This window comes from Nocardiopsis sp. NPDC007018 (assembly GCF_040635075.1).
Taxonomy (GTDB): Bacteria; Actinomycetota; Actinomycetes; order Streptosporangiales; family Streptosporangiaceae; genus Nocardiopsis.
Genome location: NZ_JBEYHA010000008.1, coordinates 50904 through 76275, shown reverse-complemented (window position 1 = coordinate 76275; position 25372 = coordinate 50904). Strand labels below are relative to the sequence as shown.

Annotated in this window: 21 protein-coding genes and 1 pseudogene; 15 read left to right on the top strand and 7 right to left on the bottom strand. The window is 72.8% G+C overall.

The genetic code is table 11. The annotated features are described in order from the left end of the window. Positions 1–46 precede the first annotated feature (46 nt). Positions 47–1048, top strand: a complete 1002-nt coding sequence (locus tag ABZ635_RS06195) for a sigma-70 family RNA polymerase sigma factor (RefSeq protein WP_357759713.1) — start codon at positions 47–49, stop codon at positions 1046–1048. Here ABZ635_RS06195 and ABZ635_RS06190 read toward each other — a convergent pair. Next, positions 1045–1689, bottom strand: a complete 645-nt coding sequence (locus ABZ635_RS06190; protein WP_357759711.1) for a PadR family transcriptional regulator — start codon at positions 1687–1689, stop codon at positions 1045–1047. The two genes, ABZ635_RS06195 and ABZ635_RS06190, sit on opposite strands and share 4 nt — an antisense overlap. A gap of 82 nt (positions 1690–1771) precedes the next feature. Here ABZ635_RS06190 and ABZ635_RS06185 point away from each other — a divergent pair, with 82 nt between their 5' ends. From ABZ635_RS06185 to ABZ635_RS06135, 11 genes and pseudogenes are all read left to right on the top strand, one after another. Continuing rightward, positions 1772–2983 (top strand): FAD-dependent monooxygenase, encoded by a 1212-nt coding sequence (locus ABZ635_RS06185; protein WP_357759708.1) that lies wholly within the window; start codon positions 1772–1774, stop codon positions 2981–2983. Positions 2984–3174: 191 nt separating this feature from the next. Beyond that, entirely contained in the window at positions 3175–4350 is a 1176-nt protein-coding gene (locus ABZ635_RS06180) for a UDP-N-acetylglucosamine--N-acetylmuramyl-(pentapeptide) pyrophosphoryl-undecaprenol N-acetylglucosamine transferase (RefSeq protein WP_357759706.1), read from the top strand. 350 nt (positions 4351–4700) lie between these two features. Continuing rightward, positions 4701–5483 carry a type I-E CRISPR-associated protein Cas6/Cse3/CasE gene (gene cas6e / locus ABZ635_RS06175; RefSeq protein ID WP_357759703.1) on the top strand — a complete coding sequence of 261 codons (783 nt, stop codon included), beginning with the start codon at positions 4701–4703 and terminating at the stop codon, positions 5481–5483. Next, positions 5480–6376, top strand: a complete 897-nt coding sequence (gene cas1e / locus ABZ635_RS06170) for a type I-E CRISPR-associated endonuclease Cas1e (protein ID WP_357759700.1) — start codon at positions 5480–5482, stop codon at positions 6374–6376. Before cas6e ends, cas1e begins: the two co-directional genes overlap by 4 nt. Before the next feature lie 51 nt (positions 6377–6427). Then, a pseudogene (cas2e, locus tag ABZ635_RS06165) lies at positions 6428–6780 on the top strand (type I-E CRISPR-associated endoribonuclease Cas2e). A gap of 384 nt (positions 6781–7164) precedes the next feature. Further along, complete coding sequence (locus ABZ635_RS06160) at positions 7165–8010, top strand: endo alpha-1,4 polygalactosaminidase (protein ID WP_357759697.1); 846 nt, start codon at positions 7165–7167, stop codon at positions 8008–8010. Between the two features lie 273 nt (positions 8011–8283). After that, complete coding sequence (locus ABZ635_RS06155) at positions 8284–8931, top strand: VOC family protein (protein WP_357759694.1); 648 nt, start codon at positions 8284–8286, stop codon at positions 8929–8931. Between the two features lie 118 nt (positions 8932–9049). Further along, the gene (locus tag ABZ635_RS06150) at positions 9050–10870 is read left to right on the top strand and encodes a hypothetical protein (protein ID WP_357759691.1); all 1821 of its coding nucleotides are present in this window, start codon (positions 9050–9052) and stop codon (positions 10868–10870) included. Between the two features lie 171 nt (positions 10871–11041). After that, complete coding sequence (locus ABZ635_RS06145; RefSeq protein ID WP_357759688.1) at positions 11042–12211, top strand: SDR family oxidoreductase; 1170 nt, start codon at positions 11042–11044, stop codon at positions 12209–12211. Between the two features lie 21 nt (positions 12212–12232). Next, positions 12233–12439, top strand: coding sequence for a hypothetical protein (locus ABZ635_RS06140; RefSeq protein ID WP_357759685.1), 207 nt, complete (start codon positions 12233–12235; stop codon positions 12437–12439). 241 nt (positions 12440–12680) lie between these two features. Beyond that, complete coding sequence (locus tag ABZ635_RS06135) at positions 12681–13772, top strand: glycoside hydrolase family 5 protein (RefSeq protein WP_357759682.1); 1092 nt, start codon at positions 12681–12683, stop codon at positions 13770–13772. Between the two features lie 96 nt (positions 13773–13868). Here the strand turns inward: ABZ635_RS06135 and ABZ635_RS06130 are convergent, their stop codons facing one another. Further along, the gene (locus ABZ635_RS06130; RefSeq protein WP_357759680.1) at positions 13869–16367 is read right to left on the bottom strand and encodes an ATP-dependent Clp protease ATP-binding subunit; all 2499 of its coding nucleotides are present in this window, start codon (positions 16365–16367) and stop codon (positions 13869–13871) included. A 224-nt stretch (positions 16368–16591) separates the two neighbouring features. Between ABZ635_RS06130 and ABZ635_RS06125 the strand changes: the two genes are divergently transcribed. Together ABZ635_RS06125 and ABZ635_RS06120 are read left to right on the top strand one after the other, a co-directional pair. Further along, positions 16592–17908 (top strand): bifunctional o-acetylhomoserine/o-acetylserine sulfhydrylase, encoded by a 1317-nt coding sequence (locus tag ABZ635_RS06125; protein WP_357759677.1) that lies wholly within the window; start codon positions 16592–16594, stop codon positions 17906–17908. Continuing rightward, positions 17905–19122 carry a homoserine O-acetyltransferase gene (locus tag ABZ635_RS06120; RefSeq protein WP_357759674.1) on the top strand — a complete coding sequence of 406 codons (1218 nt, stop codon included), beginning with the start codon at positions 17905–17907 and terminating at the stop codon, positions 19120–19122. The genes ABZ635_RS06125 and ABZ635_RS06120 overlap by 4 nt, the downstream gene beginning before the upstream one ends. Positions 19123–19152: 30 nt before the next feature. Here the strand turns inward: ABZ635_RS06120 and ABZ635_RS06115 are convergent, their stop codons facing one another. Then, positions 19153–20100 (bottom strand): aldo/keto reductase, encoded by a 948-nt coding sequence (locus tag ABZ635_RS06115; RefSeq protein WP_357759672.1) that lies wholly within the window; start codon positions 20098–20100, stop codon positions 19153–19155. Between the two features lie 120 nt (positions 20101–20220). Continuing rightward, positions 20221–21633 carry a xylulokinase gene (gene xylB, locus ABZ635_RS06110; protein ID WP_357759670.1) on the bottom strand — a complete coding sequence of 471 codons (1413 nt, stop codon included), beginning with the start codon at positions 21631–21633 and terminating at the stop codon, positions 20221–20223. A 161-nt stretch (positions 21634–21794) separates the two neighbouring features. Here xylB and ABZ635_RS06105 point away from each other — a divergent pair, with 161 nt between their 5' ends. Beyond that, on the top strand, positions 21795–22214 hold the full coding sequence (locus ABZ635_RS06105) for a hypothetical protein (RefSeq protein ID WP_357759667.1): 420 nt from the start codon (positions 21795–21797) through the stop codon (positions 22212–22214). 33 nt (positions 22215–22247) lie between these two features. Here the strand turns inward: ABZ635_RS06105 and ABZ635_RS06100 are convergent, their stop codons facing one another. From ABZ635_RS06100 to ABZ635_RS06090, 3 genes are all read right to left on the bottom strand, one after another. Next, positions 22248–22724: a flavin reductase family protein gene (locus ABZ635_RS06100; RefSeq protein ID WP_357759944.1), complete on the bottom strand. Its 477-nt coding sequence runs from the start codon at positions 22722–22724 to the stop codon at positions 22248–22250. A 94-nt stretch (positions 22725–22818) separates the two neighbouring features. Continuing rightward, on the bottom strand, positions 22819–23361 hold the full coding sequence (locus tag ABZ635_RS06095; protein WP_357759664.1) for an NAD(P)H-dependent oxidoreductase: 543 nt from the start codon (positions 23359–23361) through the stop codon (positions 22819–22821). Positions 23362–23726: 365 nt separating this feature from the next. Next, entirely contained in the window at positions 23727–24989 is a 1263-nt protein-coding gene (locus ABZ635_RS06090; RefSeq protein WP_357759661.1) for an SfnB family sulfur acquisition oxidoreductase, read from the bottom strand. Positions 24990–25372 lie beyond the last annotated feature (383 nt).

Sequence of the window (25372 nt, the reverse complement as noted above, 5' to 3'; positions counted from 1 at the left end):
GGCGGGGGCAGCCGGGGACCGCGTTCTGTCGTAGGGGAGGCGTAGCGTGGCGACCGTGGTGCAACACGCGATCGGTACGACCGACCAGGACTTCGAGCGGCTCGTGGCCCCCTACCGCAGGGAGATCTACGCGCACTGCTATCGCATGCTGGGCTCGGCGCACGACGCCGAGGACCTCGTCCAGGAGACCTACCTGCGCGCCTGGAAGGGCTACGACCGCTTCGAGGGGCGTGCCAGCCTGCGCACCTGGCTGCACCGGATCGCCACCACGGCCTGTCTCACGGCCCTGGACAGACGGGGCCGGCGGCCCCTGCCCACCGGGCTGGGCGGCCCGACCGGGCGCCCCGAGGGCCCGCTCGCCGAGCGCACGGACCTTCCGTGGCTCGAACCGATGCCGGACCTCCTCGGCGGGACCGACCACGCCGCGGACCCCGGAACGGTGGTGACCGCCCGGGAGAGCGTGCGGCTCGCCCTGGTCGCCGCGCTCCAGTACCTCCAGCCCCGGCAGCGCGCCGTGCTCATCCTGCGCGACGTGCTCCGGTTCAGCGCGGCCGAGGTCGCCCAGGCCCTCGACACCTCGGTTCCGGCCGTGAACAGCCTCCTGCAACGCGCCCGCGCGCAGCTGGGCCGCGTCGCCCCCGAGGAGGACACCGTCCCCGAGGTACGCTCCGACCAGCGCGAGATCCTCGACCGCTACGTCGCCGCCTTCGAGACCTACGACATCGGCGCGCTCACCGAACTGTTCACCGCCGAGGCGGTCTTCGAGATGCCCCCGTTCACCACCTGGGTGCGCGGCCCGCGCGCCATCGGGCGGCTCGTCGAGACCCACTGCCCGGCCCGCGCCGCGGGGGACCTCGCCCTAGTGCCGACCTCCGCCAACGGACAACCCGCCTTCGGCATGTACCGGTACACGGAGGAGGGAACGTACCGGCCGTTCGGCCTCCACGTCCTCGACCTCGGCGCGGAGGGCGTCAACCACTGCGCGGTCTTCTTCGACACGGGGCTCTTCCGCCTGTTCGACCTCCCGCGGACCCTGCGCCGACCCTAACCCGCCTCCGGGGCCTCCGGCCCGGAGTCCTCGGGTTCCAGGCGCGTGGCCACCTCCTCCAGCCAGGCGGCATCCCAGGTCAGGCGCCCGGAGCGCAGGTCGTCCACGAGTCCCTCCACCCACCGCAGTTCGGTCTCGGCGAGGGCCCGCTGGTACTCGTCCTCCAGGGTGAACAGCCGGGGGAGGCCCATGGCGCGGGCGTTCCCGGCGTCGGCGTCGGCCTCACCGATCCGTTCCCGGAGCGCCTCGCACCGCAGTTCCAGGTATCCGGCCGCCGTCTCGGGCGCCAGATGGGCGAGCGAGGCCAGCGCCACGGGAAACTCGGGGAACTCCCGTGCGGGGGCGGTGAGCATCTCCCGGAGCCACGTGTCCAGGGTGCCGCGTCCCGGCCCGGTGAGCCGGTAGACGGTGCGTTCGGGGCGGCCCGCCGCGCGCTCGCGGTCGGCCACCTCGACCAGTTCCGCCCGGAGCAGCCGGTCCAGTGTCTGGTACACGCTGTTGCGCTGCGCGATGTTGACGATGCGGTCCTTGCGCCGGTCCCTGATCATCCGTTGCATCCGGTAGGCGTGCATGGGCCGCTCCGCCAGCAGGAGCAGGATCTGTACCGCCAGGGGCGAGCGCCGTGGGGTCCGAGGTGCCACCCGATCTCCTTCGTGGTCTTCCGTCACCACGTCATTGTATGTATAGTCATTTTATAACTAACGACATTGAGGGGGAGCGGACATGACGAGGGCACTGGTCATCGGAGGAGGGATCTGCGGTCCGGTCACGGCGGTGGCGCTGCGCCGCGCCGGAATCGACGCCCGGGTCCACGAGGCGCACCCGGGCCCAGGCGCGGGGGTCGGCGCCTTCCTGACACTCGCCCCCAACGGCCTCGCCGCGCTACGCGCCCTCGGCATGCTCGGCGCCGTGCGCGCGGCGGCCGGATGCGCCACCACCGGCATCGAGTTCGTCAACGGCGCTGGCCGCCGCCTGGGCCTGCTGCCCGACGGCTCCGCGAGCGGTCCCGAGGAGCTGCGCACGGTCACCGTCGAACGGGACGCGCTCCAGCGGGCCCTGACCGACGCGGCCCGGGAACAGGGCGTGCCCGTCGAGTACGGCAAACGGTTCGTCGGGTACACCGAGAACGCCACCGGGGTGGTCGCCGAGTTCTCCGACGGCACCACCGCCGAGGCCGACGTGCTGATCGGGGCGGACGGCATCCACTCCCCGGTACGCCGTCAGATGGACCCCGAGGCGCCCGGCCCCGAGTACACCGGGCTGCTCAACGTCGGAGGCAGGGTCGGCGCGGTGGCTGTGGCACCCACCCCCGAGGCGACCGCCCGGATGCTCTTCGGAGCCAGGGCCTTCTTCGGCTACCAGACCGCACCCTCCGGTGACGTGTACTGGTTCGCCAACTTCGGTCACGAACAGCACACCCGTGAACGGCTCGCCGCGCTCCACGACGACACCTGGAAGAAGCGCGTCCTGGAGTTGTTCGCCGACGACCACCCGGACGTGACCGCCATCCTGGAGGCCGCCGCCCCGGCGCGCTTCCGGCCCCTGGGCGTGTACGACCTCGCGTCCCTGCCGCGCTGGAGCCGCGGGCGCGTCGCGCTCGCCGGGGACGCCGCGCACGCCGTGTCCAGCTCCAGCGGCCAGGGTGCCTCCCTGGCGGCGGAGGACGCCCTCGTCCTCGCCGCGTGCCTGCGCGACCTGCCCTCGCACGAGGAGGCCTTCGCCGCCTACGAGCGCCTGCGCCGGGACCGGGTGGAGCGCGTCGCCAAGGAGGGGCGCAGACGCGGCAACCGCAAGGCGGGCTCCTCGCACCCGGCGGCACTGTTCGCGCGGGACCTCACCCTCCGGGTGGTGTTCGCGCTGATCGCGAGGTTCGGCGGCCACTCCTGGATCAACGACCACCGCGTCGACTTCGACCAGCGGGTCACGCTCCCCTGAGACGGCCGCGAGAACTCGGCCACCACCCGTGTGTGACCAGGGCTTCGGTCTGATTTGTCATGATTCGCCCCGCCCTCTGGCACAAAGGGCTCCCGAACACGACTACCGTGCTGGTGGGCCGCGTCAGTGCGCGGCCCCTCCTTCTGACCATTTCTCCCACCCGCGCCAGCGGGCAGCCAGATGGGACACGTGTGAACAGCACCCAAGACCGATCGCCCCGGGACCTGCGCCTCATCGTCACCGGAGGGGGAACGGGCGGCCACACCTACCCGGCACTGACCGCGGTCAACGCCCTGCGCGCCCGCCTGGCGGCGACCGGCCACTCCCTGGAGGTGCTGTGGGTCGGGGCCGCCGACAGCCTGGAACAGCGCGTGGCCACCAGCAACGGCATCGCGTTCCAGTCGGTGGCGACCGGCAAGATCCGCCGGTCCAAGAACCCGATCAAGATGGTCTCCCCGGCCAACGTCAAGGACATGACCAACGTCCCCCGAGGGGTCGCGCAGGCCCGGTCCCTGGTCTCGGACTTCGCCCCCGACGTGGTCCTGGCCACCGGCGGCTACGTCGCGGTGCCCGTCGGGCTCGCCGCTCGCATGTGCCGCCGCCCCCTCGTGGTGCACGAGCAGACCGTCCGCCTCGGCCTGGCCAACAAGGTCCTGGCGCGCGCGGGCGCCCAGATCGCCGTGTCCGCGCAGTCCTCCGTGGCGCTCCTGCCCGAGGCGTCGCAGCCCACCGCCGTGGTGACCGGCAACCCGGTCCGCCCCGAGGTCCTCACCGGCAAGCCCGAACTGGCCGCCCAGGGGCTGGGGTTCGAGGGCCACGACCCGCAGCTGCCCACCGTCTACGTGACCGGCGGAGCCCAGGGCTCGGCCCAGATCAACACGAACGTGCGCGACATCCTCCCGTGGCTGCTCACCCAGGCCAACGTGGTCCACCAGTGCGGCGCGAACAACGTCGACGCCCTCCTGGAGAGCGCCCAGAAGCTTGACCCGGCCCTGGCCCGGCGCTATCACCTGACCGCCTTCGTCGGCCCCGAACTACCCGACGTGCTCGCGCTCGCCGACGTGGTGATCTCCCGAAGCGGCGCCGGAACCATCGCCGAACTCACCGCCCTGGGCAAGGCCGCGGTGTTCGTCCCGCTCGCCTCCTCCGCGGGTAACGAGCAGGCGCACAACGCCCGCCACCTCCAGGAGTCCGGCGCGGCCGTCGCCCTCCTCGGCGAGGTCAACCCGACGACCCTCCGGGCCGCCGTCGAGCCGCTGCTCGCCGACCCGGCCACCCGTGACGCCATCGCCTCCCGGGCCAGGTCGCACGGTATGCCCGACGCCGCCGAACGCCTCGTGGACGTCCTCCTGGCCGCCGCCAACTGAGCCTCGGGCATCGCCGAACCAGGTCTGCATCTGTTGTGTCCAACTTTCGAGAAGTTGGAAAAACAGCCCATTGCCACTGGTAAGTTCCCTGTTCGGGAAGTCTGCTCCCCGCGCACGCGGGGATGGACCCACCGCCGAGGCGTTCGCGCAGGTCACTGATGGCTGCTCCCCGCGCACGCGGGGATGGACCCCCGGTAGCTGCCGGGCACCAGGTGCGGGATCACTGCTCCCCGCGCACGCGGGGATGGCCGCAGCCCCTTCCCGCCCCCGGTGCCTGATCCCAGCTCCCCGCGCGGGCGCGTTGCCACGCCACCGAACCACGAACCCCTCTTGGCGTTGGAGGAAAGCTGATGCACCTCACCCGGTTCCGTTTCCACACCCACCGGTCCGGTGCGCGCAGGTTGCTGTCCTCGCCGCAGTCTCTGCACGCCGCCGTCATGGGTGCCTTCCCCGACCTGCTGCCCGGCTCCCCGTCTCCGCACGATCCCCTGGCGGGGATCACCGACCCCGCCACGGTACGGAAGGGTGACACGACACCACCACGGGTGCTGTGGCGGGTCGACCGCAACGCCAGCGCCGAGGTGTTCCTGTACGTGGTCAGCCCGAGCAGGCCCACACTCTCGCACCTGGTCGAGCAGGCGGGCTGGAACGACGGCGACGCGGGATGGCAGACCTACGACTACTCGGGGTTCCTGTCCCGTCTGGAGGCCGGACAGACCTGGGCGTTCCGGTTGACGGCCAACCCCGTGCACAGCATCAGGCGCAAGGACGGGGAGGAGACCAAGCCGACCGCGCACGTCACTCCCCGGCACCAGGCCGGATGGCTGCTCAAGAAGCAGGAGCGTTGCGGTTTCGAGGTGCTGCGCCGCCCGGACCACGACCCCGCCATGCCGGAGGTGGACGGCTACGAGCTCCTCGTGCACGACCGCAACAGCGCCGGGTTCGACAAGCGCGACCCCCGCCCCGGCCGCGAGGGCAAGCGCATGCGGGTGCCGGTGGTGACCGCGACCTTCGACGGGAGACTGACCGTCACCGACCCCGACGCGTTGCGCTCGGCCCTGACCGCGGGCATCGGCCGGGCGAAGGCCTACGGTTGCGGTCTCATGACCCTGGCCCCGGCGGGCGAACGATGACGACGGCCGGGAGGAGACGCACGCTCTCACCCCGTGAGCTGACCAGGATGCGGGACCGGGTGTCGTTCGTCTATCTGGAGCGCTGCGTGGTGCACCGGGAGGACAACGCCATCACGGCCGAGGACGGTGACGGGACCAGGTACATCCCCGGGGCCACCATCGGAACGCTCCTTTTGGGCCCGGGCACGACGGTGACCCAGGCCGCCATGAAGGTACTGGGGGAGTGCGGAGCCAGCGTCGTGTGGGTCGGCGAACACGGTGTGCGCTTCTACGCGGCGGGTCGAGGGCTGACGACCTCGTCCCGGATGGTGGAGGCCCAGGCCGCGGCCTGGGCTAACCGTCAGCGTCGGCTGGACGTGGCACGGGCGATGTACAGGATGCGCTTCCCGGACCTCGACGTGGACGCCTTCAGCCGCCAGCAGTTGCTCGGCAAGGAGAGCGACCGGGTGAAGAAGTGCTATCGGGCCGAGTCGGAACGCACCGGGGTGACGTGGAAGGGGCGCAGGTACAAGCCCGGCCAACATGACATGTCCGACGCGCCGAACAAGGCGATCACCTCCGCGGCGCAGTGTCTCTACGGAGTGGCGCACACGGTGACGGTCGCTCTGGGTTGCAGCCCCGGATTGGGTTTCGTGCACTCCGGGCACGATCGGGGCTTCGTCATGGACATGGCCGACCTGTACAAGGTGGAGATCGGCATCCCGGTGGCCTTCGACGCGGCCGCGCAGGGTGACGAGGACGTGGACGGACTGACGCGACGGCTGCTCCGGGACCGGATCAACGGGGATGGTCTGCTCGAACGTTGTGTCCGCGACGTTCGCCGCTTGCTTCTCGGTGATGCGGTTGGTGAAGGGGGAAGAGGCGGGGGAGGACCAGGTCGGACTCGTCGGTGACAGGGGCCAACTGTTGGAGGCTGGACGGCACCATCCGGACGAGGTGGTGTGGTGACCGTCATCGTTCTGGCCAAGTGCCCCAAGGGACTGAGGGGGTTCCTGAGCCGCTGCTGATGGAGATCTCGTCGGGGGTGTTCATCGGTAACCCGTCCCGAAGGGTCAGAGAGGCACTATGGGCCGAGGTTCAGGAGTACGCGAACAACGGCAGGGCCCTGCTTGCCTATGGGAACGATTCGGAACAGGGATTCTCGTTCGAGACTTTCGACCATGCCTGGGAACCCAAGGACCACGAGGGCTTGGTCCTGATGCACCGACCCAAGGAGTCCCGGGCCAGACGGAACCCGGCCAGCCCGAAGACCGGCTGGAGCAAGGCATCCAAACGACGCAGGTTCGGAAAGCGCTGAATCCCATGGTGATTATCGACTGTATGTTCCGAGTGTCCGATTTTCGAGAAGTTGGAAAAACAGCCGCTTGCCACTGGTAAGTTGCCAGGTCGAAGAGTCTGCTCCCCGCGCACGCGGGGATGGACCCTGAGATCCAAACTGAGACCCAGAAAGAGGCCTCTGCTCCCTGCGCACGCGGGGATGGACCCCGCCGCGCCGCCACCAACGCCACCGGCGACAACTGCTCCCCGCGCATGCGGGGATGTGTCCAGGGCCCACGAACTGACCACCTGCGGCGAGAACTGCTCCCCTCTCGCGGGGCGAGAATCTACGATGTAAAGGCGGCCGACACGTTCGTCTCCATGCCCACGGGGCCACCCGGCCTCCACTGTCTCCGTAGCCTGCTTGACTGACGGGAACAACGGGACGGGGGACGCCGTGGGTGGTCGGGGTTGGTGCGTGGTCGGGTTGGCCGTGGTGCTCACGGGGTGCGGTGCTCAGGCCGGGGAGGTCGACGCAGCCCTGCCCGAGGGCGGGTTCGACTACCAGTTGGGTGGCGCCTACCCGCCTCCCGAAGAGGCGACCATCGTGGTTCGTGACTCCTCGGCGGAACCCGCTTCCGGCACCTACTCCGTCTGCTACGTCAACGGGTTCCAGACCCAGCCAGGGGAGGAAACCGCCTGGTTGGAGGACGACCTCGTACTGCTGGACGAGGACGGAGCACCGGTCGCCGACCCCGGCTGGCCGGACGAGATGCTCCTGGACACCTCCACCGGGGAGAAACGGAAGCGGATCGCCCGCCGCCTGGGTGAGACCGTCGACGGCTGCGCGCGGGCGGGGTTCGACGCCGTCGAGTTCGACAACCTCGACTCCCACCTGCGTTCCGGCGGGGCCCTGACCGTGGACGACAACCTGGCATTGGCGGTGGAGATCGTCGCCCTGGCCCACGGGAGCGGGCTCGCGGCCGCGCAGAAGAACGCGGCCGAGGAGGCCGAGCGCGGCAGGGACAAGGCCGGGTTCGACTTCGCCGTCACCGAGTCGTGCGCGGCCTGGTCGGAGTGCTCCGCCTACACCGACGTCTACGGCCCGGACGGGGTGCTCGACATCGAGTACCCGGAGGACCTGGACGCGGCGGGGACCTCCTTCGGCGCGGTGTGCGACGACCCGGCGACCCCGCCCCGATCCCTGCTCCGGGACCTGGGGCTGGTGCCCCCGGACCAGCCCGGCCACGTGTACGAACGGTGCCCCTAGGAAGCGGCCTCACCAAAGTCGGCGCCCGGGTGTTCGTACAGACCCGGGTGTTCGTACAGATAGGTCCGGCTGGTGGTCATCGTGTCCTCCTTCTGCCGCCACCCTAGGAACTCGACTTCGGTTGAGGTCAACGGCGTGCCGTGAGCGCGGGCCCGGTCGGATGGCGTGCTCCGGCCCTGGTCAGCGTGCTCGGGAGGGTGGATGCCATACTGCGCTCGACCGGTCCGGGCACCGCGCGTGGTGCGTGCGGGGCCGGTCGACAAGGAGGGTTGGATGAGTTTTCCGAGCACGTTGGACCACCTCGTGTACGCCGTTCCGGACCTCGCCGAGGGGGTGGCCGACGTCGCCCGGCGGACCGGGGTACGGCCCGCGCCCGGCGGGGCGCATCCGGTGGGGTCGGCCAACGCCCTGCTGGCGCTGACGGTCGCGGGCCGTCGAGCGCCCCACTACCTGGAGGTCGTCGGACCCGACCCCGAACGGGACGACCCCGGCCCGGTGCGGGTGTTCGGGCTCGCCGACCTGGCCCGCCCCCACCTGGCGACCTTCGCGGTGCGTGTGGACGAGGACCTCGCGACGGTCGTCGAGCGGGCCCGCGCCGAGGGGCACGACCCCGGCGACGTGGAACCGTGGTCCCGGACCACACCGGACGGAAGGGTCCTGCGGTGGCGTTTGGCCAAGCGCGAGCCGGACGCGTATCCGGAGCCGGTGCCCTTCCTGATCGACTGGGGGAGCACACCGCAGCCCGGTCTGGGTGACCTTCCCGCGCTCGAACTCCTGGGCCTTCGCGCCGAGCACCCCGACCCCGCGTCGTTGGCTCCGGCCCTGGCCGCCCTGGGGGTCGACCTCGACCTCCGGCGTGGTCCGCGCCCGCTGTTGGAGGCCGATCTGCGTGGTCCGCACGGGGAGTTCGTCCTGCGCTGACCCCGGGCTCGTCCGGCGGCCCGGTCCATACGCCCCCGGTCACCACGCTGACGCACCGCGTTCCTAGGATACGAGTCGCATGGGCGACGACCGGGACACGAGGGGACTTCGAGGACGCATGGGCGGGCGATGGGGAGGGGTCCTCGGTTGGGCCGGGATCACGGTGCTGGCGGGCGGCGCGGTGCTGACGGTGGTGTGCCTGGACGGGTACACCGCTGACGGGACCCCGACCCCGGCTCTCGCCTGGGTGGCGGGGTCGGCCGCGCTGTTGGCCCTGATCACGGTCGTGGCCCTGTTGTTGGGCGCGGCCGATCGCGACGGGGACCCCGAGCGTCCTCCGGGACGCGGGCGGTTGGTGTCGCGCGCCGCCTCGGCGGTCCTGGGGCTGGGTATGGCGGTGGCCGCGCTGCCCGCCTGGTACCTGGGTTCCGACGCGGGTTCGAGCGCGCGCGACCTGCCCACCCCGATCGCGGAACTGTGGATCGCGGTCTGCTCGATCTCCCTCGGGCTGTTCCTCGTGCTCGGTGCCTCGCGTGCCCTCCAGGTCCGCGAGTGGCGCCGCGCACTCCTGGGGGCGGGGGGCGGCGCGCTCATGGTCGCGCTCATCGTGACCCAGACGCCCGCTCTCACCCGGCTGGCCACGGTCGAGCACACCACGGCCGCGCGGGTGCTGGAACCCGCGCCGGTTCCCGCCGACGTCACCCGTGTGGGGTGGACCTGGCAGCCCGAACACCCGGTCGTCGGTGTGGGGCGCGGGCCGCTCGGCCCGGTGGTGCTGTACCAGGACGGGCTGGTGGGCCTGGACGGCGCGACCGGGGCGGAGCTCTGGAGCTACCGGCACCCCCTCGCCAGGAACGTGGAGACGGGCTTCCTTCCCGGAGACGACGGCCACGCCCGACTCGTCCACCGGGCGCACCAGGGGGAGGACCCGACCGTGGTCGTGCTCGACACCGCCACGGGGGCGGTGGTCGCGGACGCCGTCATGCCCGAGCTTCCGGACGCTCCGAAGGGCGGCCCGGACCACCTCACCCCGGAGGGCCGCTTCCACCTCGAGCGCGGAAGCGGCGGTGACCGGGTGGTCGCCCACGCGACCGACTCCGTGCGGCGGCTGTGGGAGTTCCCGCTGGAGGTCGACACGGCGCCGGGGCTGGTCTGCCTCGGGCCCGACAGGGACGCGGTCGTCGGGCACGGCGACCGTCTGCTGGTGACCCGCGTCTGTCTCGACGAGGACGGGCACTCCGACCGGGGCGCACACGTCGTGTCCTCGGGCGGGGACGTCGCCGAGAGCGCGCGGGTCCGTGTCGTGGTCCTGGACACCGTCACTGGTGCGCGCCTGTGGAGCCACGAGTGGCGGCCACGGGGAGCCGGTCCGATCGGGGCCGCGACGGTCCGGGAGGGCCGCCCCGGTACGGACGGCGAGGCGGTGGTGGTCACCGGTGACGGTGTTCTCGCCCTGGAGACCGGGGAACCGGTGGCCGGAACGGGTTCGGGCGCCGACGCCCCGGCCGGTACCGGGGTGCTCGCCGTCGACACCGCCGGTGCCGTGGTCCTCACGGGGTCGGATGAGGGGGAGGCGGTCCTCGTCGAGGAGACGGACGCGGAGGGCGGGGTGAGGAGGCGGACCGAGGTGGCCGCGCCCGGCGCCGCCGACGCCCTGGGTTCGCCGCTGCTCTTGGCGGACGCCCTGGTGGCCACCGGTACCGGGACGCTCATGGCGGGTGAGGGGCCCGGGGGCCGGTCGGTGCTGGTCGCGCCGCTCGACGGCGGCACCGTCACCGAGGAGGACCTGAGGTGGCCGCGGTCCGACGAGGAGTCCGCCCCCCGGTCCGGCGACGCCGACCACCGCCTCCTGGCGGTTCCGGGTGCTGTGGTCTCCTTCGTCCTGGACGCGGACGCCGACGGCGGCCGGACCGCTCCGGTGTACGGGCTCCTGCCCTGACCAACGGGTGCTCCCGGATTCCCCCATCTCTTCGTCCGCGTCGTTTTCGGCCGTCGAATGCCGGGTACCGCAGCACCCACATCCTCACGCCAGCCGACGTCGACGAACAGGGGAGCACATGCCGCAGGCCCAGCACGGGCGTCACGGGTGCGAGGGCACCGGTGGTGCGCCGTGAACGGTTGGAAGGTGCCCCTGGCGTTGGCCGGTCTGCGTTGGGCGTGGTCCAGGGCCCGTCGTCGTCGCCTGCCCGAACCCCCACCGCCCCGTGACGGTCTCGAACTCCTCGCCTGGGGCGCGGCGGGGGCGGTGCTGGGTGTGGGCGCCTCCGCGCTGTCGGAGCGCCGCCGGTCCGGGCTGATGAACGGCAGGGTGGTGCTGATCACCGGGGGCTCCCGGGGGCTCGGCCTCCAGCTGGCCCGTGAGTTCGGCGCCAGCGGTGCCTCCGTGGTGGTCTGCGCCCGGGGCCGGGAGGACCTGGACCGTGCCGTCGCCGAGCTCAACGGCAGGGGTGTGACCGCCCACGGCGTGGTCTGCGACGTCACCGATCCGGACGCGGTGGAGAAGCTGCTCGACGAGGCCGAACGGCACTTCGGGCGGCTCGACACGGTGGTCAACTCGGCCGGGATCATGCGCGTCGGACCGATGGAGAGCCTCACCGAGGAACACTTCCGACAGGCCATGGACGTCATGTTCTGGGCGCCGTTCCACCTGTCCCGCGCCGCGACGGAGCGTCTGCGCCGGACCCGGGGTGGCATCGTCAACGTCACCTCGATCGGCGCCTACCTTTCGGTGCCGCACATGCTGCCCTACTCGGCGGCCAAACACGCCTGGGCGGCGCTGTCGGAGGGCATGGCGGCCGAGAGCGCGCGCGGCGGCGTCAGCGTCACCACCGTGGTGCCGGGACTGATGCGCACCGGTTCTCACCGGGGTGTGGTCTTCAGCGGTGACCCCGAACGCGAGTACGCGTGGTTCGCCCTGGCCGCCGGGTTGCCGCTGGTGAGTGTGAGCGCCGAGCACGCGGCCCGGCGCATCGTGCGCGCCACCGCCGGGCGCCGGGGGTTCCTGGTGATCTCGCCCGTGGCCCGGTTGGGGATGGCGGTGCACGGGGTCGCTCCCGGGTTCACCCAGGCGTCGATGCGTGTGGTCGGCCGTCTGCTGCCCGCCATGCCCCGGGACGCGCAGGAGCGGCCCGGGTCGGAGGCGGGGCAGGGCGCTCTGGGGCGCCTGGTCGGCGCCCTCACCGTCCTCAACGAACGGGCGGGCCGCCGTATGAACCAGCGCTCCGCTGTCGAGGGCCGGGGCGACGAGAGGGCAGCGAGGAACCCCCGACGAGACGAGTAAGGACGAAGAGGAGGGCACCCCATGAACCCCGACAGCGTGGCCCCGAGCGCCGGAGGACCGGTGCAGCGCCAACCCGATCCGATGCCGCCCGACCCGTTCCCGCCCGCACCGATGCCGCCCGAGCCGATCCCGCCGGAGCCGAGCCCGGAACCCGACCCGGTCCCGGAACCGGGCCCGTTGCCGGTTCCGGAGCCGCCCGGCCCCGACCCGCAGCCCGAGCCCGCCTGATCCCGCCGGTCCCGGCGCCCTGCCCGGCCCGCCGGGTCCTGCGGGCCGGGCAGTCCCGGACCCGGGCGCCGGGTCGTGTGCGCGCCGTCGTGCCCGGCCGCGGGGCCCGTCGGTCACCGTGGGTCACGGCCCTTGACGTCTGCGCTACCGGAGCCTAGCTTTTTCAGATAACACTCCTTCCGGATACGGCCCGCGCGAACCCCGTCGCACGGGCCGGTCCGCACCCCGCTGGAGGTCCTCCATGGCGCGTCACCGCACCACCCCCGTCCCCGGTTCTCCCCGCAGGCACCCCTTCCGCACTCTGGGGGTGACCGCCCTGGGAGCGCTCCTGATGGGCGCCGCCCTCTTCCCCGGGGGTTCCACGGAGGGGGCCGTCCCCGTCTCCGGGGAGACCGCGATGAACGCCGTCGACGAGCACGGACAGCTGGAGGTGTGCGGCCTCAAGCTCTGCGACGAGAACGGCCAGCCGATCCAGCTCACCGGGATGAGCTCGCACGGGCTCCAGTGGTTCGACCACTGTCTGACCGACGCCTCGCTCGACGCCCTGGCCCAGGACTGGCGCGCCGACGTCCTGCGGGTGTCCATGTACATCCAGGAGGGCGGTTACGAGACCGACCCGCGCGGTTTCACCGACCGGGTGCACGAACTCATCGAGGAGGGTACCGAGCGCGGCCTCTACGTGATCGTGGACTGGCACATGCTCACACCCGGCGACCCCAACCACAACACCGCGCGTGCCAAGGAGTTCTTCGCCGAGATCGCCTCCGAGCACGCGGACAAGGACAACGTCCTCTACGAGATCGCCAACGAGCCCAACGGGGTCTCCTGGAACTCGGTGAAGGGCTACGCCGAGGAGGTCATCCCGGTGATCCGGCAGCGCGACCCCGAGGCGGTGGTCCTGGTCGGTACCCGCGCCTGGTCCTCGTTGGGTGTCTCGGAGGGCTCGGACCACACCGAGATCGTCGAGAACCCGGTCGACGCCGACAACATCATGTACGTCTACCACTTCTACGCCGCCTCGCACGACGGTGTGCACTTCGACGTGTTCCGCGAGGCGGCCGGGGAACTGCCGCTGTTCGTGACGGAGTTCGGCACCCAGGAGCACACCGGCGACGGTCCCAACGACTTCGCCTCCGCCCAGGCCTACCTCGACTTCATGGCCCAGGAGCAGATCAGCTGGGTGAACTGGAACTTCTCGGACGACTTCCGTTCCGGGGCGGTCTTCGAGACCGGCACCTGCGCGGCGGGCGGGCCGTTCGCCGGGACCGACGCGCTCAAGCCCGCGGGGGAGTGGATTCGCGAGCGTATCCGCACGAGCGGACTGTCCGCCTGAGCGGTCGGTTGACCGGCGGTCGACCGTTGCGGCCGCCCGGCGCGCGGGCGGCCCCGGGCCGGGTCGGGGAGGTCTCCTCCCGGACCCGGCCCCTCCTCACTCCGCGGGGGAGGCGGTGAAGACCAGATCGTCCGCCTCGCCGACGTCGACCACCACCCGGTCACCGGAGAGCACCCGACGGTCCAGCACCATGCGGGAGAGCTGGTTGCCCACGTTGCGCTGGATCGTCCGGGCCAGGGGGCGGGCGCCGAACTCGGGTTGGTAGCCGTGTCGGGCCAGCCAGTCCACGGCCTCGTCGGTGAAGCGCACCCCGATGTCCTGGGCGCGCAGCCGCTCCTCGGTGTCCTTCAGCATCAGGAGGGTGATCTGCCTGATCTCGTCCTCGCCCAGCTGGTGGAAGACGATGATCTCGTCCACCCGGTTCACGAACTCCGGGCGGAACTCCTCCTTCAGTCGGCGCATCACCCGGCGTTCGGTGTCGGGGTCCATCTGTCCGCCCGAGGTGAAACCCATGGGACCGCCGCCGGTGATCGCCTCCGATCCCAGGTTGCTCGTCATGATCACCACGGTGTTGCGGAAGTCCACGGTCCGGCCCTGGCCGTCCGTGAGCCGCCCGTCGTCCAGGAGCTGCAACAGCAGGTTGAACACGTCCGGGTGGGCCTTCTCGACCTCGTCGAGCAGCAGGACCGAGTAGGGGTGACGCCGTACCGCCTCCGTCAGCTGCCCGGCCTCCTCGTAGCCCACGAACCCGGGCGGCGCCCCGGTGAGCCTGCTCGTGGTGTGCCGCTCCTGGAACTCGCTCATGTCGATCCGCACCATGGCGTCCTCGGAGCCGAACAGCGCCTCCGCCAGGGCGCGCGCCAGCTCCGTCTTGCCCACACCGGTGGGTCCCAGGAACAGGAAGCTGCCCACGGGCCGGTCGGGGTCGCCCAGTCCGGCGCGGTTGCGGCGGATCGCCTCCGAGACCGCGGTGACCGCCTCGTCCTGGCCGATCACCCGGTCGTGCAGCACCTCCTCGAGGTTGACGAGCCGGTCCCGCTCCTCCTGGGTCAGTTGGGAGACGGGGATACCGGTGCTGCGTGAGACGACCTCGGCGATGTCGGCGGGGCCCACCTCGGGGACGGCGGAGCCGGTCCCGCGCGCCTGGTGCACGTTGCCCTTGGCCGCGTTGATCTCGTCGCGCAGCGCGGAGGCCCGTTCGTAGTCCTCCTCCTGGACCGCCTTCTCCTTGCGCTCCTCCAGGTCCTTGAGGCGGCGTTCCAGCTCGCGCAGGGCCGAGCTGGAGGTCTTCAGTCGCAGCCGCACCCGGGCTCCGGCCTGGTCGACGAGGTCGATGGCCTTGTCCGGCAGGAAACGGTCGGTGACGTAGCGGTCGGAGAGCTCCGCCGCCGCGACCAGGCTGTCGTCGCTGAAACGCACCTGGTGGTGGGCCTCGTAGCGGTCGCGTAGCCCCCGCAGGATCTCTACCGTGTCCTCCACGGACGGTTCGGGCACCTGGATCGGCTGGAACCGGCGCTCCAGGGCGGCGTCCTTCTCGATGTTCTTGCGGTACTCGTCGACGGTGGTCGCGCCGATGATGTGCAGTTCGCCTCGGGCCAGGGCGGGCTTGAGCATGTTCCCGGCGCTGGTCGATCCCTCGGAGGCGCCCGCCCCGACCAGGGTGTGCATCTCGTCGATGAAGATGAGCAGCTCGTCGGAGCGTTCGCGGATCTCGTCCACGATGGCGTTGAGCCTCTCCTCGAAGTCTCCCCGGTAGCGGGTGCCCGCGACGATACCGGACAGGTCGAGCTGGACCAGTCGGCGTCCGCGCAGGGTCTCGGGGACGTCGTCGTCGAAGATGCGCTGGGCGATGCCCTCGACGATGGCGGTCTTGCCGACACCCGGGTCGCCGATGAGCACGGGGTTGTTCTTGCGTCGCCGCGCCAGCACCTCGATGCACTGTTCGACCTCGTCGTCGCGGCCGATGACCGGGTCCAGGCGGCCCTCGCGGGCGAGCGCGGTCATGTCGGTGCCGAACTCGTCCAGGTGCGGGGTGTCGGAGGGCGCCCCCTCGCCCGGCTCTCTCGCGGGCACCGCTCCGGCGGCCTTCTGGAGTGTCTGCGGGGTGACCCCCGAGTCGCGCAGGAGCTGGCCGACGGGCGCGTCGGGGTTGACGGCCAGCGCGAACAGCAGGTGTTCGGGCGTGATGCTGGCGCTGCCGGTGGCGCGGGCGATCTGGAGGGAGTCGAGGAAGGTGCGTTTGGCGGCGGGTGTGAGCCGGGCCGCGCCGCCGCGTACCGCGCGGGGCGTCTGCGCGACGGCCTGGTCGACGACGTCGTCCAGGGATGTCAGGTCGGTGTCGGCGCGGCCCAGGAGTTCGCGCACGGGTGGGTAGCGCAGCAGTGACCACAGCAGGTGGACGGAGTCGACGTCGGACCCGCCGCTCTCCACGGCGCGCCGGACGGCGGCGTCGGCCACCCTGCGGGCCTCGGGGTCCATCAGTTGGGAGAGGTCGACGCGGCGGACGGGGCCCCGGGCCCCGCCGAGGAACCGCGCCAGGAACTCGTCGAAGGAACCGGGGTCGTCGCCGGGACCGTCGGGAAAGTCGGTGCTCATGTCGTGTCGTCCCCCGTGGTGTTGACGAACGGGCGCGGCGGCCCGTCGGAGTCGCACCATCACCCTAAGTGAAACCACCCGAACTGGTCGGTACCACCCGCCCGGGGGCCCGGGGGGTGCGGTGCGGGTCGGCGGTGAGCGTCTCTGGTCAATCCCGGTGGTCGGTGCTAGCCTCGTGCCTATTCCCTACTTTTCCGGTCGGATTTAGATTGAAGGGGCGTTCGTTGAGCACCGACACCACCCGCATCCGGTCCTGGTCGTTCGAGACCCAGCAGATCCACGCCGGGGCCGAGCCCGATCCCGCCACCCAGGCGCGGGCCACACCGATCTACCAGACCACCTCCTATGTCTTCCGCGACACCCAGCACGGCGCCGACCTGTTCAGCCTCGCCGAGCCCGGAAACATCTACACCCGCATCGGCAACCCCACCCAGGACGTGCTCGAACAGCGCGTCGCCGCCCTGGAGGGCGGAGTGGCGGCGGTCGCCTTCGCCTCCGGGTCCGCCGCCGTCACCTCGGCCCTGCTCAACCTCGTCGGCGCCGGGGACCACCTGGTGGCCAGCCCGCTGCTCTACGGCGGCACCCACAACCTCCTCCACCACACCCTGCCCAGGCTGGGCATCCAGGTGTCGTTCGTGGAGGACCAGGACGACCCCGAGTCGTGGCGGGCCGTCACCCGCCCCGAGACCAAGCTGTACTTCGCCGAGACCCTCGCCAACCCCGGCGGCAACGTCCTGGACGTGCGGACGGTGGCCGACGCCGCCCACGAGGCGGGGGTCCCGCTCGTCGTGGACAACACCGTCCCCACCCCCTACCTGCTGCGCCCCGTCGACTTCGGGGCCGACGTCGTCGTGCACTCCGCCACCAAGTACCTCGGCGGCCACGGCACCACGGTGGCGGGGGTCGTCGTGGACGCGGGCACCTTCGACTTCGGCGCGCACGGGGACCGCTTCCCCGGGTTCGTGGAACCCGACCCCAGCTACCACGGGCTCCGCTACTGGGAGGCCCTGGGCCCCGGCGCCTACGCGGCCAAACTCCGGGTCCAGCTGCTGCGCGACACCGGCGCGGCCATCGCGCCCTTCAACTCCTTCCTGGTTCTGCAAGGCGTGGAGACCCTCTCCCTGCGCCTGGACCGGCACGTGAGCAACACCCAGGCGCTGGCCGAGTGGCTGGAGGGGCGCGACGAGGTCGAGCGCGTGCACTACGCGGGCCTGCCCTCCAGCCCCTTCCACGCCGCGGCCCGGAAGTACCTGCCGAAGGGGGCCGGAGCGGTCCTCTCCTTCGAGCTGCACGGCGGGGTGGAGGCCGGTCGGGCCTTCGTCGACGGCACCGAGCTGTTCAGCCAGCTGGTCAACATCGGCGACGTGCGCAGCCTCATCGTGCACCCGGCCAGCACCACCCACAGCCAGCTCTCCCCCGAGGACCGGGCCGCCGCCGGAGTCGCACCCGGGCTGGTGCGGCTCGCGGTGGGCCTGGAACACGTCGACGACCTGCGCGCCGACCTCGAACTGGGCTTCCGAGCGGCCAAGGCCCACCAGTGACCGCTCCGCCGAGACCGGCCGGTCCGGACCGTACCCACGGGGGCGGCCCGGACCGGCCCCACCGCGACGGGACCGCGGACGCCCCCGGCGGTTCCGGCCCCGTCCGGGGCGGCTGGCGCGAGGGCGACCCCGAGGCCGGGCGCCGCTGGCTCCGCCTCGACCGCCCCCTGCCGCTGGAGTCGGGGGAGGAACTGCCCGGTGTACGCCTGGCCTACCAGACCTGGGGACGGCTCAACGCCGAGGGCACCAACGCGGTCCTGGTTCTGCACGCGCTCACCGGAGACGCCCACCTGACCGGACCGCCCGGCCCCGGCCAGCCCAGCCCCGGCTGGTGGGAGGGGGTGGTCGGCCCCGGTCTGGCACTGGACACCGACCGCCACCTGGTGGTGGCCCCCAACGTCCTCGGCGGCTGCCAGGGGAGCACCGGCCCCTCCTCGGACGCACCCGACGGACGACCCTGGGGGAGCCGGTTCCCGCGCGTCACCGTGCGCGACACCGTTCGGGCCGAGGAGGCCCTCGCCGACGCCCTCGGCGTGCGGGCGTGGGCGGCGGTCATCGGCGGTTCCATGGGAGGGATGCGCGCCCTGGAGTGGGCGCTCACCTTCCCCCGCCGGGTGCGTCGCGCACTGGTCATGGCCTGCCCGGCCGCCACCACGGCCTGGCAGATCGCCTGGGCCGCGCCGCAGCTGCACGCCGTGCGCGCGGACCCGGACTGGTTCGGCGGCGACTACCACTCCACCGGCCGGGCCCCGGTCGACGGGCTCGGGGTGGCGCGCCGGATCGCCCATGTCACCTACCGGGGGGCGGCGGAGTTCGACGCCCGGTTCGGCCGGGCCGCCCAGAGCGGAGAGGACCCGGCCGCGCAGGGCCGGTACGCGGTGGAGTCCTACCTCGACCACCATGCGTGGAAGCTGGTCCGCCGTTTCGACCCGGCCAGCTACGTGCTGCTCACCGAGGCGATGAACGGGCACGACGTCGGACGCGGGCGCGGGGGAGCGGCGGCCGCGCTGGCGGGCCTGCCGGAGCGGACGATCGTGGCGGGTGTCGACAGCGACCACCTGTACCCGCTCGCGCAGCAGAGGGAGATCGCCCGTCACCTGCCCAGGCCCGGCCAGGTGCGGGTGATCCGGTCCGCACACGGGCACGACGGCTTCCTCGTCGAGACCGACCAGGTGGCCGCGCTGGTCGAGGAGCTGCTCACCGGCTCGGAATGAGCGCGGGACCGGCGCACCCGCGCGGTCGCGTCAGGCGGAGGCCGCGTTCAGCAGGGCGGTCTCCTCTGGACCCAGACGCAGGTCCGTCATCGCCACCAGGGCCTCTAGCTGCTCCAGGTCCCGGGCGCTGGACAGCACCGAGGTCACCCCGGGGCGCTCGGCCAACCAGGCCAGCGCGACCGTGGCCGGGCGCACCGAGCGCTCCGCCGCGACCCGGTCCAGGGCCGCCAGCACCCGTTCGCCGCGCGGGTCGTCCAGGTAGACGCGGGCCCCCGCCGCCCGGGGGCTGTCGACGTCGGCCGCGCCCCGCCGGTACTTGCCGGTGAGGAAACCCCGGGCCAGGCCGAAGTAGGGGAGCAGGGCCAGACCCTCCTCGCGGGCCAACGGCGCCAGGTCGCGCTCGATCCCGCGTTCCACCAGGTTGTACTGGAGCTGGAGGCACACCGGCCGGTGCCACCCGTGCCGGTCGCAGGCGTCGAGCCAGGCGCGGACCCGTTCGGGGGAGTGGTTCGACAGGCCCGCGTACCGGATGCGCCCCTCGTCCACCAGGGAGGAGAAGGCCTCCGCGCTCTCCTCCACCGGGGTGTGGGGGTCCTCGAAGTGCGCGTAGTAGAGGTCGACGGCCTCCACGCCGAGCCGTTCCAGGGAGGCCGCCGAGGCGGCCCGGACATTGGCGGCGGACAGCCCGGTGAACTCCGGGTGTCCGCCGACCTTGGTCGCGATCACGGTGTCGGCGCGGCCCCGGCTGGCCAGCCACCGGCCGATCACCCCCTCCGACTCCCCTCCGCCGTGTCCGTCGACCCAGGCCGAGTAGGAGTCGGCGGTGTCGAGGAAGTTCCCGCCCGCCGCACGGTAGGCGTCCAGGACAGCGAAGGAGGTGGCCTCGTCGGCGGTCCACCCGAAGACGTTGCCGCCCAGGTTCAGGGAGCCGACCCGAAGGTCGGAGGTGCCGAGCCGGCGCCTCGCGGAGTCGTTCATGTCCACCGTTTCCATATGTCCCAGGGGTGCGCTTGCCCGCCCCACGCTAGGACAGCCGGGGGCTGCGGCCAACGGGCAGCGCCGGGAACGGCGCAGCGTCCCGGTACCGAGGAGCCCGGCTCAGCCGCCGTGGAGGGAGCCGCGGTACTCCGCGTAGGCCTCCCGGACCCGGGCTCCGACACCCGGGTCGGCGGCCGGTCCCCCCGCTGTCCCGGAGGACGCGGCCCCGGGGGCGCCGAGCGGCCACTCGGGCGGTTCGGTTCCGCCGGACAGGGCCCAGGCGGCCTGGCGGGCGGCGCCGCGCGCGACGTACTCCGCCGCCGGGGGTACCTCGACGGGGACGTCCAGCAGGTACGGGGCCACGGCACGGACGGCGGCCGAGGCGGCGCCTCCGCCCACCAGGAGGACGCGTTCGATCCCCACCCCGTTCGCCGTGAGAGCGGCCAGCCCGTCCGCGAGACCGCACAACATGCCCTCCACGGCGGCGCGCGCGATGTTCTCCGGGCGCATGTTGGCGCGGCGCAGGCCGTGGAGGGAGCCCGTCGCGTGCGGCAGCTCCGGGGTGCGTTCTCCGTCCAGGTAGGGCAGGAGCACCAGCCCGTCCGCGCCGGGGCGGGCCGCCAGGGCGAGCGCGTCCAGACCGTCCGCGTCGGTGCCGAGCAGTGTCGCGGTGGCGACGAGTACGCGGGCGGCGTTCAGCGTGCAGACCAGGGGGAGGTAGCGCCCGGTGGCGTCGGCGAACCCGCAGACGGCCCCGCCGGGGTCGTGGGTGGCCCGCTCGTGCACGGCGAACACGGTGCCGCTGGTGCCGAGGGAGAGGACGGCGTCGCCGGGGCGCAGGCCCAGACCGAGCGCCGCCCCCATGTTGTCGCCCGTGCCGGGGGCGATGACGGTGCCCTCCGGTGTGTGGCCCACGGCCTCGGCGGGCGCCGCCACACGGGGCACGTCGATCTCGCGGCCCAGCGCCAGCGCCAGCAGGTCGGTGCGGTAGGCGCCGCTCGCGGGCGACCAGTAGCCGGTGCCGGAGGCGTCGCCCCGGTCGGTGGTGGGCGCGTGTCGAGCGCCGCCGAGCCGCCAGGTGAGCCAGTCGTGGGGCAGCATGACGCCGTGCGCTTGGGCGGTGTTGGCGGGTTCGTGCTCGGCGAGCCAGCGGAGCTTGCTCACGGTGAGGCTGGCCACCGGTACGTTGCCCACGGCACCGGCCCACGCCGCGGGGCCGCCGAGCTCGGCGACGAGGTCACGGGCGGCGCCGGCGGACCGCGAGTCGTTCCACAGCAGTGCGGGGCGGACGACGTCGCCGTGTTCGTCGACCACCACCATGCCGTGCTGCTGGCCCGCCACCGACACCGCCGCCACGTCGTCCAGGAGGCCGGAGGACGCTCTGACCAGTGCCGACCACCAGTGCGCGGGGTCGGTCTCGGTGCCATCCGGGTGCGGGGCGCGGCCCTCGCGCACGACCTCGCCGGTGGCCGTGTCGCAGACGACGACCTTGCAGGACTGGGTGGAGCTGTCGACTCCGGCGACCAGGGCCATGGGGGCTCCTTCGGGGTGGGGGCGAGCGCGGCGGAGCCCATTCTCGCATCGCGGTGACGCCCGTCACGGTGGTGGGAGCGGAGTGGAATCCCTCTTGCCCCCGCCTGAGCGCATCAATAAACTTGAGCGCAGACAACTCAAGGACGAGGGGAAGTGGTCCGATGCGTGGCACGGATGTCTTCGCGGGTACCGGCGAGTGGATCGACGAACACCTGTGGGCCCAGTTCGCCGCGGAACCGGTGGTCCGGGTGGACAGCGGACGTAGTGGGGGCCACCTCGTGGTCGAGGTGGAGCTGGCCCCGGGCACGGACCCCCGGCAGGTCCGGGTCCTCCACGAGGAAGGCGCCCTCGTCCTCGTCCGGAGCGCTGACCACGCCCCCCTGCACCGGGTGGCGCTGGACACCGGGGTCGGGCGCCCCGCCCTGCGCCGTACTCCGCGCGGGTTGACCGTCACCGCGCCCCTGATCGGCCCGGCCCCGGTGACGGTGCGGCCCGGGTTGCGCCCGGCCGCCCGCTCCCTCCGCCCGCTCCGCGCCCTGGCCCGGTTCGCCGCCCGCGTACGCTCCCTGTTCGAACGCTGACCCCGGCTCCTGGGGAGGGCACAGCGGCGGCCCCTACCGCTCCCGGTGGTGCTCCGCTTCGCGGGAGGCGACCGTGGTGAACCCGCCCCGGTGGTACAGCAGCGGAGGGCGCGGGTCCGCCAGGACCAGGGTGTGCGTCACCTCGCCGACGACCAGCCAGTGGTCGCCGACCATGCGCGCGTCGTGGCGGGCGCACACCAGGTGCGCCACCGCGCCGTCCAACAGCGGTACCCCGTCCGGCCCCGGGCTCCAGACGGTGGGAGGGGCGAAACGGTCCGCGCCACGGCTGGCGAAACGCGTCGCGACGTCCTCCTGGCCCGCGCCGAGGAGCTGCACCCCGAACACCCCCGCGCGCCGCAGTGTGGGCCACGTGGTGGAGGAGTCGGCGACGTAGAACGACACCAGCGGCGGGTGCAGGCTCACGCTCGTGAACGACGTCGCGGTCAGCCCCACGGGGCGGCCGCCGACGTCCGCGGTGATGACGACGACCCCGGCCGGGTGGTGGCGCATCGTCGCACGGAACCGGTCCGCCTCGATCCGCGCGCCGGTCGGCGACGCCTCGGTCCCGGTGACACCCAACGGACTCTCCCTTCGACGGCTGCGGTCACACGGTGGTGCCGGAACGCACGGCCGCGCGCAGACCGCGGGCGGCCGCGTCGGCCCACGGGGCCAGTACCGGGTCCAGCAGGTGGGCGTGTCCCGGGTCCTCGGGCACGGTGTCCCGGAGCAGCGCCAGCCCGGGCGCGGGCACCGTGGCCCCGAGCTCCAGGAGCAGCGGACGCAGGTGCGCGTCCACGGCCAGCGTGTGCGCGGGTGAGGCCGTCAGCAGGACCGGGACGGCCGTCACCCCCGCCAGGCCGCGGTGCGGCAGCAGGTCGAGGAACACCTTCAGCAGGCCGCTGTAGGTGGCCTTGCGGGTGGGGCTGGCCACGACCAGCAGGTCGGTGCCGCTCACCCGGTCCAGCGCGGACCGCACGTCCAGTGTGGGGCCGGGGCTGAGCAGCAGCGGTGCGAGGTCCGCCAGCTCGACCACCTCGGCGTGGGGCGGCAGACCCGCGGCCCGCGCGGCGTGGCGGGCCACGGCCCCGGCGGCGGTGGAGGTGCGCGAACCCGGGCGCGGGTTCCCGACGAGGACGGTGGTGCTCATGACGACTCCGGATCGGACGAGGACGGTCTTCAGGGGGCCACGGGACCGGCGGCGCGTCCGGCCACGGCGAAGGGGACCCGTGCCGGGACGCGGCGTCGGTGCCCTCCGGCCCGTCCGGGTGGCGCCACAGGCCGCGCTCGCGTGGCAGGGGCGGCACCCCCTCGCCGAACCAGTGCGCCTCCTCCAGGCGCGGGTGGCCCGACTGGCGGGGGTGCTCCGGGGAGGGTTCGCGGGTGCGCCGGACGGAGGAGGACACGACGTCCGCGCCGTGGCCGCCTCCGACGACGCCTCCGCTGTCTCCCCGTGTGTGCGGGAACCAGTGGAAGGTCAGGGGCATGGGGGTGTCAGTCCTTGTTCTCCGGGTGCTAGATCTGTCCGTGCCGGGGAGGGCGCTGGCGGTTGAGCGAGTACGCGCCGATGTGCTGGACCTTCCAGCGCACCGGGTCGTGGACGGTGTGGGTTCGGGCGTCGCGCCAGTGCCGGTGCAGGTTGGCGTCGTCGGCCGTGGCGCGGGTGCCCGCCACCTCGAACAGGGCGGAGGAGACCTCGACGGCGGCCCGGCCGCCGACCACCTTGGCGGCGGCGACGGCCACCGAGGCCTCCGCGGTGGCGTCCTCGGCCCCGGCCCGGGGAGTGTCTCCGGCCAGGACCGCGTCGGCCGACTCCACCTTGGCGGAGGCGGTGCCGAGCAGGGCCTCGGCCGAACGGACCAGGAGTTCCAACTCGCCGAAGCGGTGGACGAGCAGGGGGTCCTCGGCGGCGGTGTCCGTGCCGCTCTCGAACCAGGGGCGGCTCTTGGTGCGGACGAACTCGGCGGCCTCCTCCAGGGCTCCGCGCGCGGCGCCGACGTCGACGGCGGCGTGCAGGAGCTGGGCGAAGGCACCGTAGGTGGTGGGTTCCTCGAAGGTCCGGTACTGGTCCAGCACCAGGTCGGGTTCGACCTCCACCCCGGTGAGGCGGACGGTGCCGCTGGCGGTGGTGCGCTGGCCCATGCCCGCCCAGTCGTCCTCGACGCTGACGCCGGGGTGTCCGGCGGGGACGAACGCCAGGTGCGGGCGCGGTCCGGCCGGGGTGTCGGCGGGGGCGACGACGGCGATCCAGTCGGCGAACAGCGAACCGGTGGCGTAGTACTTGGTGCCGTCGATCCGGTACCCCGGGCCGTCGCGTTCGATCCGGGTGGCGTGGGTGTGCGCCGTCGTGCCGGAGCGTTCGGCCTGGGCGTTGCTCACCAGGGAGCCCGCGAGGACGTCGGCGTACACGCGGTGCGCGGCCCGGGGGCCGCCGCGCAGCCGCAGGGCGTTCAGGAACGCGAAGTGGGGCTGGAGGATCTGGGCCAGGCTGAGGTCGGCGGAGCCGAGGAGGCGCAGGACCTCGGCGACGGTGGCGGCGCCGACGGCGGCCCCTCCGAGGTCTCGGGGGACGGTGACGCCCAGCAACCCGGAGCGGGCGACCGCGTGGATCTCCTCGTGGGGCAGACGGCGCTCCCGGTCGCGGGCGGCCGCTCCGCTCGCGACCAACGGCGCCAGGGAGCGGGCGGCGCGGAGGGCGTCGTCCGCGTGGGCGAGGACGGGGACCAGGGGAGTGCCGGGGACCGTGCCGGGGGCGGTGCCGGTGATGGTCTCGGACAAGGGGAACCTCCTGAGCTGGGGCGCGACCGACACGCCCGGTAATCCGAAATGCCTACTGGAATTACCTGGAATCAAAGCACGGGTGGGTCGGCTCGGCCGTGAGGAGCCGATCGTCGGTGTGGCGCGGCGGCCCCGGTGAGGCCCGGTCCCCTGTGGGTGTCCGGGCCGAGGGTTCGGGCGGCTCCGCGCATGGCAGCCCCCTCGGCCCGGAACGTGGACCGGCCTCGCGCTCGTGAGTCCGTCCGACGGGGTGGCCCGGACGGCGCGAGGGTTCGGCGGGTCCACGCCGACCGGCTCCGCGATTCCGGTCGGCGTGGTGTCCACTGTGGTCTCCGTAACCCGATTTTGTCAACCAATAAAGTAGGGATTTGTCGTATTGGCTG